Genomic DNA, 13,194 nt, shown 5'->3' on the forward strand with positions numbered 1-13,194 from the left:
CATGGAGGTGGATATATGGACAGACAAGAACTCCTCGGAAAAATTGAAATCTTGCGCAGTATGATGACGAATGCGGCCATCCATGAACCTCTTATTTCTCCGAATATCCAGCATATGAGCCATCACCTCGATCAATTATTGAATCAATATGAACGGCTCATCCGATAACGCTTGCGTGCAGTCTGTTAACTGAGTCAAGCATTAAAATTATACCATAATTTTTGTATCGATTAACTAACAAAACAACTTGTTCCTCTTGACAGGGGCAAGTTTTTCTTTGAAAATAAAAGTAAACCAACAGTTTACTTTTATGATTCAGGAGCGATTCATGTGCAATCAAAAAGAGTGATGCAAAAGGAGAAGAAACGAACCGCAATTGTTGATGCCGCAGAGCGTCTGTTTTTTTCCAAGGGCTTTGCCCGTACAACAATGGACGATTTGTGCCAAGAAGCACGGCTCAGTAAGCGCACGCTTTACATCTATTTCAACAGCAAAGAACAGCTTCATTTCGAAATCATGATCCGTGGCTACAAGCAGTTAATTGCTCTGCTTGATGACGCGAGTGAAGAACACGTTCGCGCAGAAGCGAAGCTTAGGGAAATGGCGGACGCCTTTTACCGGTTCCGCAAGGATTTCCCTGACTACTTTCGGACTATTTTCTCGTATGAGAACGCTATGACGGATTTCCGGAATAGCGTTCCGGATTCATCAAGAGAAGAATGTTACGCGCTTGGTGAGGTCGTCTTTGGCAAATTGGCAGCCCTGATCAGTGAGGGAAAGGACGAAGGAATTTTCCGCGAGGAGCTGGACACCACGCAAACAGCAGTTGTCTTGTGGTCCTGTATGAGCGGCGTCCTCAACAACTCACTTATTAAAAAGAACTATTTGCAAAAGTATCATTCAATTTCTTCCGATTTTTTGATCCACAACGCATTCGAATTAATGCTTCGTTCGATCCGCAACGATAATGGAGGTAGTGATTAAATGAAAAAACGAGGGATGAAAAAAGTCATGATGATTATTTTTTCATGTGCGGCAGCTCTTCTTTTACTCGCGTTCATCACACTGTTCTTAGCAAGCGGTTTTTTACAGCCGCAAAAGTACCTTCAACCTTGGGATAAAAGCTACGCAAAGCTTCACAAAGATCCGCGCGTTCATCTTGCGGCTTTCGGACTATTGGCGGCAAACGGCCATAACATGCAGCCATGGATCATTAAACTCGACAAAAATGATCCCATGACCTTTTATTTGTATGCTGATCCGCAAAGAATGTCTCCTCAAGCCGATCCCCTCTCACGCCAGTTGATGGTCACTCAAGGCACTTTTCTAGATTATGTAGCGGTTGCCGGTCAGAAAATCGGCTATCCTGTAACAATTACCCTGTTTCCCAAAGGTGACTACAACGAGCAGCAGCTTGCACAAAGTATGTCCGATAAGCCTGTAGCCAGGGTCGTTTTAAAACAGGCGGATCCACAGCGCAGTCCGCTCTTCAACGCTGTATATCTACCGGATACAAACAGAGCGAATTATAAATCAGACGCATTGACCAAGCAGCAAGTAGATTCTTTAGAATCACTCAACGAAGGCGAGCAAATCACAACAAAAATTTATCAGGACAAGGCAAATGTGCGAAAACTTGGAAATTTCGCGATTGACGGGGCGGTCATTGAGGCTGGAGTTCCTCGCGTCACGAAAGAGGCATCGGACATCTTCCGCCCAAACGAATATCAGAAAAACAACTACCGCTATGGATTTTCTTTTGAAGGGCAAGGAACTTCCGGATTCTCGCTCTATTTCATGCAGGGCCTTGTCACACTTTTCCCTTTTTTGAACAGTGAGAAGGCAGCATCCGATCTTATGATTCAATCAACCAAAACATCCATTAACCATACACCGGCTTACGCAATGATTTCCTCTCGCGATAACAGCCGCGCGAGTCAAGTGAAGAGCGGCATGCTATACAGCCGATTAACACTAACCGCACACAATCTCGGCTTGGCCGTGCAGCCGGTCAGCCAAGCTCTGGAAGAATATCCGGAGATGAGCAAGTTGTACCACAGCATTCACAACACGTATGCGCCGGAAGGTCAAACGATCCAAATGCTTGTCCGTATAGGAAAACCAACCGAGAAAGTTCCCCAGAGCATGCGGCGGGATGTTATGGATCTCATCAGTAAATGAGCGCCCAATAACTAAAAATCAGATTGATTCACCATTATTTAGAAAGTCGGCAAACGAATTGATCGAGTGAACGCGCTTTGAAGTCTCAAAGCACGCAGAACTTACCAGTTTGATTTTTTATTAACTGTTAGAAAAACCGGGCACAGCCCAGTTCTTACTTCCGCAGGATGCGGTGACTTTCGCATTGCTTGCAGGACATACTTTCACAGGATGCGATGACTTTCGCGTTGCTTGCAGGACATACTTCCACAGGATGTGGTGACTTTCGCGTTGCTTGCAGGACGTATGCGTAATTAGCGAAAGTTCCCTTGCTTCAAATGCGATTTTGAATCATCAAGCTTGTCTTGAACAGACATTTCTAGTTCATAAATCATTTTGATTCTTGATTAAGTAACGTGGGGCTGGAATAAAATAAGCGGAGATTTTCCGGTTATTTGCGTCCTAGCGCTTGTTTCACAGGTAAATAAGGGTAATTTTTCCGCTTATTCACAGAAAAACCCTCCATTTTCACGTTTTTCGATTCGATAAGCGGAATTTCTCCGTCTATTTAAGCAATTTTTTCATTCATTTTCTAATTAAGCGGAATTTTTCCGCCTAATTCTCAGATTGGGCGCTTACCTGATCGCCCAATCGAATCTTATGACCTTATCGACTTTCTTTACCCGAAATAAAAAAGCGATCATCTGCTTCTTGGCAAAATGATCGCTTCTTTCATTATGTATACTCCGATGGAGCCTAGCGGGATCGAACCGCTGACCTCCTGCGTGCAAAGCAGGCGCTTATACTACATCGAAGGACATAATGATTCAACTAATTTATCACAAATTCAAATTAAAACTTATTATTTTGTTACACAGCATTCATACCTTTTAATGTTTCACTGCGAATCAGTTCAACAGCTTGAGCTTTATAGCTAAGAAATTGCTCCGTCGTTTTGATATGGTAATCTCTTGGTCTTGGAAACGCAACATTAATGATTTCTTTAATCTTTCCCGGTCGCGATTCCATCACAACTACTCGATCCGCCATAAAAATCGCTTCATCAATATCATGGGTTACCAATATGACCGTTTTTTGTGACTTCTGCCACACGTCTAGAAGCAATTCCTGCATCAAACTCCGTGTCTGCATATCCAGCGCCCCAAACGGCTCGTCAAGCAATATCACTTCAGGATCGTTGGCCAATGCGCGCGCAATCGCCACGCGCTGTTTCATACCTCCAGACAACGCTTTCGGATACACATTTTCAAACCCTTGTAATCCAACAATTTCGATATAGTCCTTTGCTATCTTTTCTCGTTCATTCGCCTGTATACCCTTTTCTCGCATACCAAATTCTATATTTTTCTGCACGGTGAGCCATGGAAAAAGCGTGTACGATTGAAAAACCATCCCACGATCAGCGCCCGGTTCAGAAATCTCACTTCCATTAATTGATACTTTTCCGGTGGACGGCGTTTCCAACCCGCCAATGATACGCAGCAGCGTTGACTTTCCACAACCTGAAGCACCGAGAATAGACACAAATTCCTTATCCTTGACCTCAAGGTTTATGTCGCTCAACGCCTGAATTGTCCGTTCCTTTTGTTTAAACGTCTTTGACAAATTTGAAATGATCAGTTTTTTCGCCTGTTCAGTCATCTGTGCCCCTCCTTTAGTGCCATGGAAACAACCGTTTAGACAGCCATTTGAATACATAGTCGAAAATCAGACCGATTAATCCGATAATGAGGATACCGACAAAAATATTAGAGGTCTTCAGCATTCGCTGCGATTGAATAATCATATATCCGATTCCGGACGATGCGCCCACCAACTCAGCAACAATAATGTAGGTCCATGCCCAACCAAGCACCATTCGCAAAGAGTCCATAATACTCGGCATACTAGCCGGCAGAATCACGCGCCATAAGACCGCTGCTCGGGACGTACCTAGCGTGTAGGACACATCGATAAGATCCGTTTGGACACTTTTTGTCGCAGCGGCAACCATTAGGATTAACTGTGGAAAACTGCCCATAAAAATGACAGCTATTTTTTGCGACTCGCTCACCCCAATCCACAGAATGAAAAGGGGGATAAAAGCAGAGGCCGGCAAATAACGAACAAAAGACATGAGCGGCTCCAAAAAGCCTTCTATTGGCTTATAGGTGCCAAGCATGATTCCTAGCGGAACTGCGATCACAGCTGCCAATAGAAAACCAATAATAACTCGAACAATCGTCACCGATATATCATGAGTAAAATTTAGTTGTGTAAACAGATCGACTGCAGCTCTAAAGGTATCCGTTGGCGTGGGAAGAAATATAGGGTCAACCATACCCCCGTACGTCAGTATGCTCCATGCTGCAAGTACAAAGGCAAAGCCGACCACTCCTAAGGTCAAATACAAGCTGTGTTTGATGTTTACCATCGGCGTAAATAGTCTTTTCAACGATGTGCTTGATTTTTTCGCATTGTTACTGATTTGACGATCAGGTTCCATCAAATGGCCTCCTTTCGGGAATTGTTCGATATCAAAATGCATTGTGTCCGTTCTTAATCACTGTATTGACACAATTCATGGCTGTATTGTATATAAGATATTTGTAGCTTGGATAATTGAGCAGGACTAGGTCAGCTTTTTTCCCAGGTTCAATGCTGCCAATGGTCTCGGAACGATTCAGTGCCGCCGCTCCATTAAGTGTAAATGCGGTCAGCACTTCCTCACTGGTCATCTGCATATGAATCCCTGCAAGTGCAAAAATGAGCGGCACAGAATAGGTAAAGCAACTGCCGGGATTAAAGTCGCTTCCCAAAGCAACTGCACAGCCCGCATCAATCATCTTGCGTGCATCAGCAAATGGCTTGTTTAAACAGAATGCGGTTGCCGGAAGCAAGGTCGTGACAATGCCCCGTTCAGCAAGCGCTCGTACCCCTTGTTCGGAAGCCTCTAGCAAATGATCAGCAGAAACCGTGCCCACTTCAGCGGCCAGTTCAGCTCCGCCCATCGATTCGATTTCATCCGCATGAATCTTCAGCAAAAATCCATATTTTTTTGCTTCATTCAACAATCGGCGTGATTCATCGATGGAGAAAACACCTTCCTCACAGAAGACATCACAGAAATCTGCTAAACGCTCCTTAGCTACTTCCGGTATGACTTGATCGATCATAAATTGAAGATACGCCTGACTGTCCGCTTTAAATTCACGAGGAAGCGCATGCGCCCCTAGATATGTGGGTACAACGTCAACTGGATGATCCGCGTTTAATTTTTTCATCACGCGAAGCATGCGCAGCTCGGTTTCCAGATCCAGACCGTATCCGCTTTTGCCCTCAACTGTGGTGATGCCTAAACGAGCCATACCGTTCAGACGCTGGATGCCGCTATTAAAAAGTGATTCAAAAGAATCTGCGCGTGTTGCCTGAACCGTATTTTCTATACCGCCTCCGGCTTTCATGATCTCCATATAAGATTTGCCGGACAAACGCATCAAAAATTCATCAGGTCTGAAGCCGCCAAAAATAAAATGGGTATGAGAATCAATGAATCCCGGAACAACACTCTTGCCTGAAGCATCAGTTACTGTGTATTGATTAAGATCAAATCGAGACAAGATCGAAGCACTTGTATCGACAGCAACAATCATTCCGTCTTCAATGACGATTGCACCGTCTTCAATGATCTTAATCTGAGACATTTCTTTTCCTGCTCGCGCTTTTGTCCCCATCGGAGTTGCAATTTCCGATGCATGGAGAATGATTCGTTTAGTCATTGTTTCCGCCTTCAGATCCGCTCAGGTTTGTGAGCAGTTCTTCATTAACCAAATAAGGAATTGTTAAATAATTTTCACCCTGGTATTTCTGATTAAATGCAACGGCTGTTTCCATTGAATGCTCGTTTCGCGCCCAGTTTCTCCGCGCAACACCGCCCATAACATCCCAAAGGATTGCTTGTTTAATGATTTCATCCACACGCGCGCTGCCATCGAGCACTAACCCGAAACCGCCATTGATTGATTTGCCGATACCCACTCCACCGCCATTGTGAAGGGCAACAAGGCTCATGCCGCGCGCCGCATTTCCTGCAAAACATTGAACGGCCATGTCAGCCATTACGTTGCTTCCATCCTTGATGTTTGCTGTTTCTCTAAATGGAGAATCCGTACCGCTCACATCATGATGATCACGGCCGATCATCACCGGCCCGACTTCATGCTTTCTGACCATCTCATTAAACTTAAGTGCAATGGCGACTCGGCCTTCTGCATCTTGATACAGAATTCTCGCCTTTGTACCCACGACAAGTTGATTTTTCTCTGCATCACGAATCCAATTGTAATTATCGCGATCCTGATAGCGTCTATCCGGATCGATGCAAGCCATGGCAGCCTCATCGGTCTTCCGAAGGTCTTCATCTTTTCCGCTTAGGCAAACCCAACGGAATGGTCCATAACCATAATCAAACAGTTGCGGCCCCATAATATCTTCTACATAAGACGGAAGCGTAAAGCCATCTTTATCATCATGACCGTTCTTCGATATTTCTGTCACACCTGCATCGTAGACAGCTTTTAAAAAGGAATTGCCATAATCAAAGAAATAAGTGCCCTTGTCAACCAGAGCTTTTATGCAGGCGTAATGGACCTTCAGTGATTGGTCAACCAGCTGATTGAATTGTGCGCGATCCTCACTAAGCAGCTTCGTCCGTTCATCGAAGGTAAGCCCTTTGGGACAATAACCGCCCTCGTAAACCGCATGGCAGGACGTTTGGTCAGATAACAAATCAACCTTGATGTCATGGTCAACCACATAGTCGAGCAGATCGACAATGTTTCCGTGATAAGCAATTGACACAGTTGTTTTATCGTCCAAATGTTTTTGAGCAATAGCAAAAATCTTATCGAGATCATCCGAAGCCGTATTGACCCATCCTTGTCGGAGACGTGTGTCGATTCGCGACTGATCGACCTCGGCAATAATTCCCACTCCATTAGCAATTTCCACCGCTTTTGGCTGGGCACCACTCATCCCGCCAAGACCTGAACTGATAAATAGATAACCAGAAAGATCCGCCTCATTTGGAATACCTAATTTCTCACGCCCGGCATTAAGCAACGTGTTGTATGTGCCATGGACAATTCCTTGCGGACCGATATACATCCATCCACCTGCCGTCATCTGACCGTAATTGGCCACCCCCATTTGTTCGGCGATCTCCCAATCTTTCAAATTGTCAAATTCGCCAACCATCAACGCATTTGTCAAGATGACACGCGGAGCTTCCGGCTTCGTTTTAAAAACGCCAAGTGGATGTCCTGATTCAAGCACTAAGGTCTGATCTGCTTCCAAACTTTCGAGATACTTTTTAATCAAACGATACTGCATCCAATTTTGGCAGACACTTCCGGTTTCGCCATAGGTCACCAATTCGTATGGATACAGTGCAACATCAAAATCGAGATTATTGTCGATCATTACCTGGAACGCTTTACCCTCAGTACATTTTCCCTTATAAGCATCAATTGGTTTTCCATAGATGCGACCCACAGGTCTGAATCGATAGCCATAAATGCGGCCACGGGTCTTTAATTCGTTAAGAAATTCAGGAATCATTTGTTCATGATAGTTCTCAGGAATGTATCGCAAGGCATTCTTTAATGCGACACGAGTCTGTTGCGGACTCAGCGTATAACCCCTGTCTGGTGCACGCCGAATGCCTTCAACAAATTCAGGATAGTCAGGCAGCGGTTGGCCTTCACTCAAAATGGATAAAGAATAATGTGAATCAGGACGAACAGGCATGAAAAGAACCTCCTTATTAGTAGCTCAAAAAAAGTTCCGTCCACCACTGAGAATGGACAGAGATCATGATCAATCAAATGTCTTACTTACCGACAAAATCACCATTAATTAGATCTGTCGCCTTCGGCTGTTTGCTGATCAGCTTGACTTTCTTCCAAAAGGTTGCTGCTTTGTCTGTAACATCATAGATCAGACCCGGATCACTCTTTGTGCCAAAATATTTACTATTGCCCGCTTTATCATAGAAAGTCACATCCGGTTCAGTAGCTTTAAAGTCTTTAACGGTCTGTCCCATACTTTTGGCCATAATTTTGTCAGCTTCATCAGGATTTTCTTTTGCATAATCAAGCGCATCATACCAAGCATTAACAATACCTTGTACAAGCTTCGGATTTTCATCAACAAAGTCTTTACGCAGGCCAAGTGAATCAACAATTAATCCTGGGGTTTTATCGCTAGAGAGGAGCACATGACCAAAAGACGTTTTTTCTGCTTTGGTCAGCCAAGGCTGCCAGGTAACTGCTGCATCGACTTTGCCGCCGACAAAAGCTGCTCCGGCATCTCCGGCACTCATATTGACAATCTGCACATCATCCATCGTCATTTTGTTTTGATCGAGCATATACATAAACCAGAAATAGCTTGCACCGCCACTTGTATCAATAGCAACCTTCTTGCCTTTTAGATCTGCGAACGACTTTATGTCCTTCTTAGCAACAAGACCATCGCCGCCGCTGGATGTGTCTAGGGCCAGCACTTGATAAACAGGAATATTGGCAGCTGCCGTCATGACATGTGTATCAACAGTCGTGAAGAAACCCTGAATACGGTTTGCTGCCATCGCTGTGCGTCGGTCGCTTGCACTTTGAATAGTCTGCAGTTTCACTTTTACACCGTTTTTCTCGAAAAGTCCTTTTTCTTCTGCAAGATACATAGGTGCAAAGCCAATCCAAGATGAAATGCCCAGTTTCACGGTTCCCTTGAACTGATTTTTGCTATTTTTACTGTCACCGTTTCCGCTTTTTGACGATGAGGAACAACCAGAGAGCAACAGAGCTGCGGACATAAGACCAACAAGAATGAGCACAACGATTTTTTTCATGAAATTCCCTCCTATTAGTAAGTGATTCTATAAAATAGATTTAGATAACAGCGTCCTTGGATCGTCCACCGTTTAACACAGTGATGACATTAGCAACTGCGCGTTCCTTGAGTGTGTGCAGTGATTCAACTGATAAATAGGAAACATGCGGTGTGACATAAATATTTGGACAGGAGAAAACAGCTTCTCTGCCTGTCGGCGGCTCATTGGCAATCACGTCCAGCATTGCTCCGGAAATGAATTTACTTTTTACCGCTTCGATTAAATCCTGTTCATTCATGACGCGCCCACGCGATGTATTAATAACATGCGCGGTCGGCTTCATCAGCTTAAATTCGGACATAGACAGTAAGCTGTCGGTCTCAGATGTGTATGTCGTATGAAGCGTCACATAGTCAGCTTCTGGTAAACCTTCATGCAGCGTTACTTTAGTTACCCCGCAGCTGAGGGCATCAGAATCGCTCAGTCGCGGATCGTGCACAAGCACGCGCATATGAGCAGCATTTGCTTTTTCAGCCACTTTTTGTCCAATTCGCCCAAAACCAATAATGAGCAAGGTGGATGAGGCAATACGCGGGGTAAGGACAGATACTGCTTGCGCTCCCCACGGGCCTTTATTTGCTACCTGCAAGTAATAAGGTAAGTTCTTGTTAAAGAAATAGATGGCTGAAATAACGTAATCAGAAACATCCTCAACACAATAACCCGGAACATAGGTAACCGTAATGTCTTTCGATTTGGCAGCATTGACAGCTACTCGATCGTACCCGCCGCCATAAATGGCAATAATCCGACAATTCTCCAGTTTCTCAATGGTCTCTTCTCCAAGGGTGACATAAACTTGGCAAAGGATAGCATCAGCGTAACGTCCGAAATCGTCAAGATCTTTTTGGTAATCATTTCCTGAATACTTAATGATGCAGTTTGGAAAGGCCTGTTTCAGACGTTCTTGTTCTATAGTGTAATCGGACCACTCCTCGTCAATAATCCAAATCAGCGGTTTCAAGACATCACCTCCCACGTTAAATTATTTTTTTATTCTGTTAATTTTTTATTAAGTGCGTCTACACGGACGGCAACGGACTTTCCATGCGCATGCAAACCTTCAACTTGTGCCAGTTGCATACATGCTTCTGATAAATTCAGACAGCCTTCTTCTGTAATTTCTTGATAAAATGATGTCTTGATAAATGTACCGACCCAAACGCCATTAGAATATCTTGCAGTGCCCATTGTTGGCAGAATATGATTCGTACCCGACACATAATCACCGAATGCAACCGGAGCATGCGAACCAATAAAGAGTGAACCAAAATTAATTAGTTGGTCACTTACTTCCTTAGCATTCTTGGTTTGCACTTCCAGGTGTTCCGGAGCAATACTGTTAGTAATGGCAATGGCTTCATCCAAATGGTCTGCCAAGATAATTTGACCATTATCCTTCCATGACTGGCTGGCAATTTTGTTGGTAACCAGCTCGACCGAATATTTTTCAAGCGATTGCTGCACCGCCTCAATCATTTCTCGATTCGTACAGACGAGAATGGTCTTTGTATTCGGATCATGTTCTGCTTGAGCGAGCAAGTCAATGGCAACAAAGTCAGGATTTGATGTTTCGTCTGCCAGAATCAGCACTTCACTCGGACCAGCGAGACTATCTATTCCTACGTCACCCAATACCTGCCGTTTTGCTTCGGTCACGAAACGGTTTCCGGGACCAACGATCAGGTTAACCTTCGGCACGGTCTCCGTCCCATAGGCAAGTGCTGCAATGGCTTGGGCACCGCCCACCGCATAAATTTCATCCGCGCCGGCGATATCCATAGCTACCAGAACAGCCGGATGAATGGTACCGTAGTCTTTCGCCGGCGGACAGCAGGCGGCAACACTTTTTACCCCAGCAATTTTAGCCGTAATAACGGACATTAATGCTGAGCTTGGCAGCGGATAACGCCCACCCGGAATGTATGCGCCACATCGTTCAACCGGTATGAGGCGATGACCGAGAGTGACACCGGGAACCGGACTGCTGACCTCCATCGCTTTCAAACATTGATACTGATTTTCTGCATAAAAGCTAATGTTTTTTGCCGCGAATTTCAAAGCATCAATGGTTTTGCTGTCAACCTTCTTATAGGCTTCTTTTACGGTTTCTTTGCTTACTTTTACCGATTCAAGAGAAACATGATCGAACTGTTCAGCCAGCTTAATCAATTCTTGATCTCCAGACACGCGAACGTTAGTGATGATACCGGAAACCAACTCAGTTAATTGCTGGTCACGTTCATACGTTTTCTCCGTTGCTTTCTTGATCCATTCCATAAAAGACCGATCCTCTCCTTTTATAATTGAAACAGAACCTTGCAATCTTGCGCGCCTTTAGCTAATTGATCAAAAAGGATTGGTGCCTCCTCAATTTGCGAAATGCGTGTAATCAACTTATCCAGCGGCAAATGTCTTGCCTCAATTAATCGTGCTGCCTCACGTAGTTCATCCGTGGTGTATGTGCTTGAACCACGTAGCGTCAGCTCTTTTTCAGTAATTTGGTTTGCATCAATCGTGACTTTTTGCTCATATAAAGCAACCACGGAAATCCTGCCCCCTGATTTTGCAACACCAACTGCCTGTCCCATGCATACAGGGGCCCCGGTCGTCTCAATCACAAGATCATAGGATGCCTGGTCTGATGATTCCAGCATGCAAATCGTATCGGCCCCTAATGATTGCGCGAGCGACAAACGTTGATTAGACAAATCCATAACGGTAATCTGGGTGACATGAAAAACATACCTTAATAACAAAAAAGTCATTAAGCCTATAGGACCGGCGCCGAAAATCATGACCTGATCATTGCGGAGAACCGCAGATCTTCGGCAAAGATGAAGGGCGACCGCTAAAGGTTCGGTGAGTGTCAGCCATTCAAGATGCTTGATCTCTTTAACCGGAATCAATTTTTCGGCAGGAACAGCCATGTATTCGGCAAAACATCCTGGTCTGACTTCGCCAATAAACCCTATATGTGCACAACGATTCCACGCATTTTCTTTGCATGCCGAGCAATTGAGACAAGGTACACGCGGATCACAAACTACATAGTCACCTGCTTTTAGTGAAGCGCCTGCATCCATTGATACGACTTCGCCTACACATTCATGACCCATAATTTCCTTGAGGCATTGAACAAACATTCCCTTACGATAAATGTGCAGATCCGATCCACAAATTCCAGCATAGTGAACCTTAATTAACACTTCTCCATTTTGCGTTATCGGAAGTTCAGCCTGTTCAACCCGCACATCGCCTATTCCATAGTTTCTTAATACCTTCATTGGTCATCCGCCTCTTATCCTGCCGTCCAGCCGCCGTCGACACTGATCGACTGACCGGTAATGTAGTCAGAGGCGGGAGCGGAAAGAAATAATAGGGTCCCTGCCAGATCATCAGCAGTTCCGATTCGTTCAAGCGGAATTTTATCTTCAATCCACGCCCTGTGTTCAGGATCATCAAAGAAGGACTTTGTCATTTCCGTTAGAAAATAGCCTGGAAAAATGGCGTTCACCTGAATGCCTTCGGATGCGAATTCCAAAGCAGCTGTCTTAGTCAACTGAGTAATGGCTCCTTTAGAGGAACAATAGACAGATGATCCGGCAAGGCCGATAACACTGCCAAGAGAACCGATATTAATAATCTTTCCTCGTTTTCTTACTTTCATCTTTCTTGCTACTGCTTGAGTCAAAAAGAAAACGGCCTTTAAGTTCACATCCATGATCGTATCGTAATGAGCTTCAGTGACCTCCAGAAAAGGTTCGGCAATCTCGGTCCCGGCATTATTCACCAGAATATCTATAGGACCGAAGCGCTCCTCAATTTGATCAATGGCTGCTTTTAACTGGTTAAATTGTGTAATATCAAGGACAACTGTTTCTGCCTTGCCTTGTTCCTGTTCAATCATTCGTTTGGTTTCAATAAGATCGTCAAGCGTTCGACCAACGCAGATACATTTGCAGCCGGCTCGTCCCAATGCAATCGCATATCCCCTGCCAAGCCCTCTGCCGGCACCGGTAACCAGCGCAATTTTCCCTTTTATTCGAAAAAGCGGCGATTCAGACATATGCTCATCTCCG

General features: G+C 44.6%; 12 protein-coding genes and 1 tRNA gene. 3 read left to right on the forward strand and 10 right to left on the reverse strand.

Annotation, left to right across the window (positions count from 1 at the left end):
* Nucleotides 1–15: 15 nt before the first annotated feature.
* From ABWW58_RS12120 to ABWW58_RS12130, 3 genes are all read left to right on the forward strand, one after another.
* Entirely contained in the window at nt 16–168 is a 153-nt protein-coding gene (locus tag ABWW58_RS12120) for an aspartyl-phosphate phosphatase Spo0E family protein (RefSeq protein ID WP_093673412.1), read from the forward strand.
* A 162-nt stretch (nt 169–330) separates the two neighbouring features.
* Nucleotides 331–984 (forward strand): TetR/AcrR family transcriptional regulator, encoded by a 654-nt coding sequence (locus tag ABWW58_RS12125; RefSeq protein WP_353869383.1) that lies wholly within the window; start codon nt 331–333, stop codon nt 982–984.
* On the forward strand, nt 985–2,181 hold the full coding sequence (locus ABWW58_RS12130) for an Acg family FMN-binding oxidoreductase (protein ID WP_353869384.1): 1,197 nt from the start codon (nt 985–987) through the stop codon (nt 2,179–2,181).
* 729 nt (nt 2,182–2,910) lie between these two features.
* Here the strand turns inward: ABWW58_RS12130 and ABWW58_RS12135 are convergent.
* The 10 genes from ABWW58_RS12135 to ABWW58_RS12180 all read right to left on the reverse strand — a co-directional run bounded on the left by ABWW58_RS12135 (nt 2,911) and on the right by ABWW58_RS12180 (nt 13,181).
* Nucleotides 2,911–2,995, reverse strand: a tRNA-Ala gene (locus tag ABWW58_RS12135).
* A 35-nt stretch (nt 2,996–3,030) separates the two neighbouring features.
* Entirely contained in the window at nt 3,031–3,822 is a 792-nt protein-coding gene (locus ABWW58_RS12140; protein WP_353869385.1) for an ABC transporter ATP-binding protein, read from the reverse strand.
* 13 nt (nt 3,823–3,835) lie between these two features.
* On the reverse strand, nt 3,836–4,666 hold the full coding sequence (locus tag ABWW58_RS12145; protein WP_353869386.1) for an ABC transporter permease: 831 nt from the start codon (nt 4,664–4,666) through the stop codon (nt 3,836–3,838).
* A 31-nt stretch (nt 4,667–4,697) separates the two neighbouring features.
* Nucleotides 4,698–5,939: an imidazolonepropionase gene (gene hutI / locus ABWW58_RS12150; protein WP_353869387.1), complete on the reverse strand. Its 1,242-nt coding sequence runs from the start codon at nt 5,937–5,939 to the stop codon at nt 4,698–4,700.
* Nucleotides 5,932–7,968: a urocanate hydratase gene (gene hutU / locus ABWW58_RS12155; protein WP_353869388.1), complete on the reverse strand. Its 2,037-nt coding sequence runs from the start codon at nt 7,966–7,968 to the stop codon at nt 5,932–5,934. The genes hutI and hutU overlap by 8 nt, the downstream gene beginning before the upstream one ends.
* Before the next feature lie 82 nt (nt 7,969–8,050).
* Nucleotides 8,051–9,070: an ABC transporter substrate-binding protein gene (locus ABWW58_RS12160; protein WP_353869389.1), complete on the reverse strand. Its 1,020-nt coding sequence runs from the start codon at nt 9,068–9,070 to the stop codon at nt 8,051–8,053.
* 40 nt (nt 9,071–9,110) lie between these two features.
* The gene (locus ABWW58_RS12165; RefSeq protein ID WP_353869390.1) at nt 9,111–10,076 is read right to left on the reverse strand and encodes a C-terminal binding protein; all 966 of its coding nucleotides are present in this window, start codon (nt 10,074–10,076) and stop codon (nt 9,111–9,113) included.
* 29 nt (nt 10,077–10,105) lie between these two features.
* Entirely contained in the window at nt 10,106–11,392 is a 1,287-nt protein-coding gene (gene hisD / locus ABWW58_RS12170; RefSeq protein ID WP_353869391.1) for a histidinol dehydrogenase, read from the reverse strand.
* A gap of 20 nt (nt 11,393–11,412) precedes the next feature.
* Nucleotides 11,413–12,399 (reverse strand): zinc-dependent alcohol dehydrogenase, encoded by a 987-nt coding sequence (locus ABWW58_RS12175; protein WP_353869392.1) that lies wholly within the window; start codon nt 12,397–12,399, stop codon nt 11,413–11,415.
* Between the two features lie 14 nt (nt 12,400–12,413).
* Nucleotides 12,414–13,181, reverse strand: a complete 768-nt coding sequence (locus ABWW58_RS12180) for an SDR family NAD(P)-dependent oxidoreductase (RefSeq protein ID WP_353869393.1) — start codon at nt 13,179–13,181, stop codon at nt 12,414–12,416.
* Between the last annotated feature and the right edge of the window lie 13 nt (nt 13,182–13,194).

The sequence above is a fragment of the Sporolactobacillus caesalpiniae genome (assembly GCF_040513385.1).
Lineage (GTDB): Bacteria > Bacillota > Bacilli > Bacillales > Sporolactobacillaceae > Sporolactobacillus.

Bases quoted from the DNA above. Each gene is read 5' to 3' on its own strand.
- hutI (WP_353869387.1), bottom strand. From the start codon at position 5,939: ATGACTAAACGAATCATTCTCCATGCATCGGAAATTGCAACTCCGATG.
- ABWW58_RS12120 (WP_093673412.1), top strand. From the start codon at position 16: ATGGACAGACAAGAACTCCTCGGAAAAATTGAAATCTTGCGCAGTATG.
- ABWW58_RS12180 (WP_353869393.1), bottom strand. From the start codon at position 13,181: ATGTCTGAATCGCCGCTTTTTCGAATAAAAGGGAAAATTGCGCTGGTT.
- hisD (WP_353869391.1), bottom strand. From the start codon at position 11,392: ATGGAATGGATCAAGAAAGCAACGGAGAAAACGTATGAACGTGACCAG.
- hutU (WP_353869388.1), bottom strand. From the start codon at position 7,968: ATGCCTGTTCGTCCTGATTCACATTATTCTTTATCCATTTTGAGTGAA.
- ABWW58_RS12130 (WP_353869384.1), top strand. From the start codon at position 985: ATGAAAAAACGAGGGATGAAAAAAGTCATGATGATTATTTTTTCATGT.
- ABWW58_RS12160 (WP_353869389.1), bottom strand. From the start codon at position 9,070: ATGAAAAAAATCGTTGTGCTCATTCTTGTTGGTCTTATGTCCGCAGCT.
- ABWW58_RS12175 (WP_353869392.1), bottom strand. From the start codon at position 12,399: ATGAAGGTATTAAGAAACTATGGAATAGGCGATGTGCGGGTTGAACAG.
- ABWW58_RS12145 (WP_353869386.1), bottom strand. From the start codon at position 4,666: ATGGAACCTGATCGTCAAATCAGTAACAATGCGAAAAAATCAAGCACA.
- ABWW58_RS12140 (WP_353869385.1), bottom strand. From the start codon at position 3,822: ATGACTGAACAGGCGAAAAAACTGATCATTTCAAATTTGTCAAAGACG.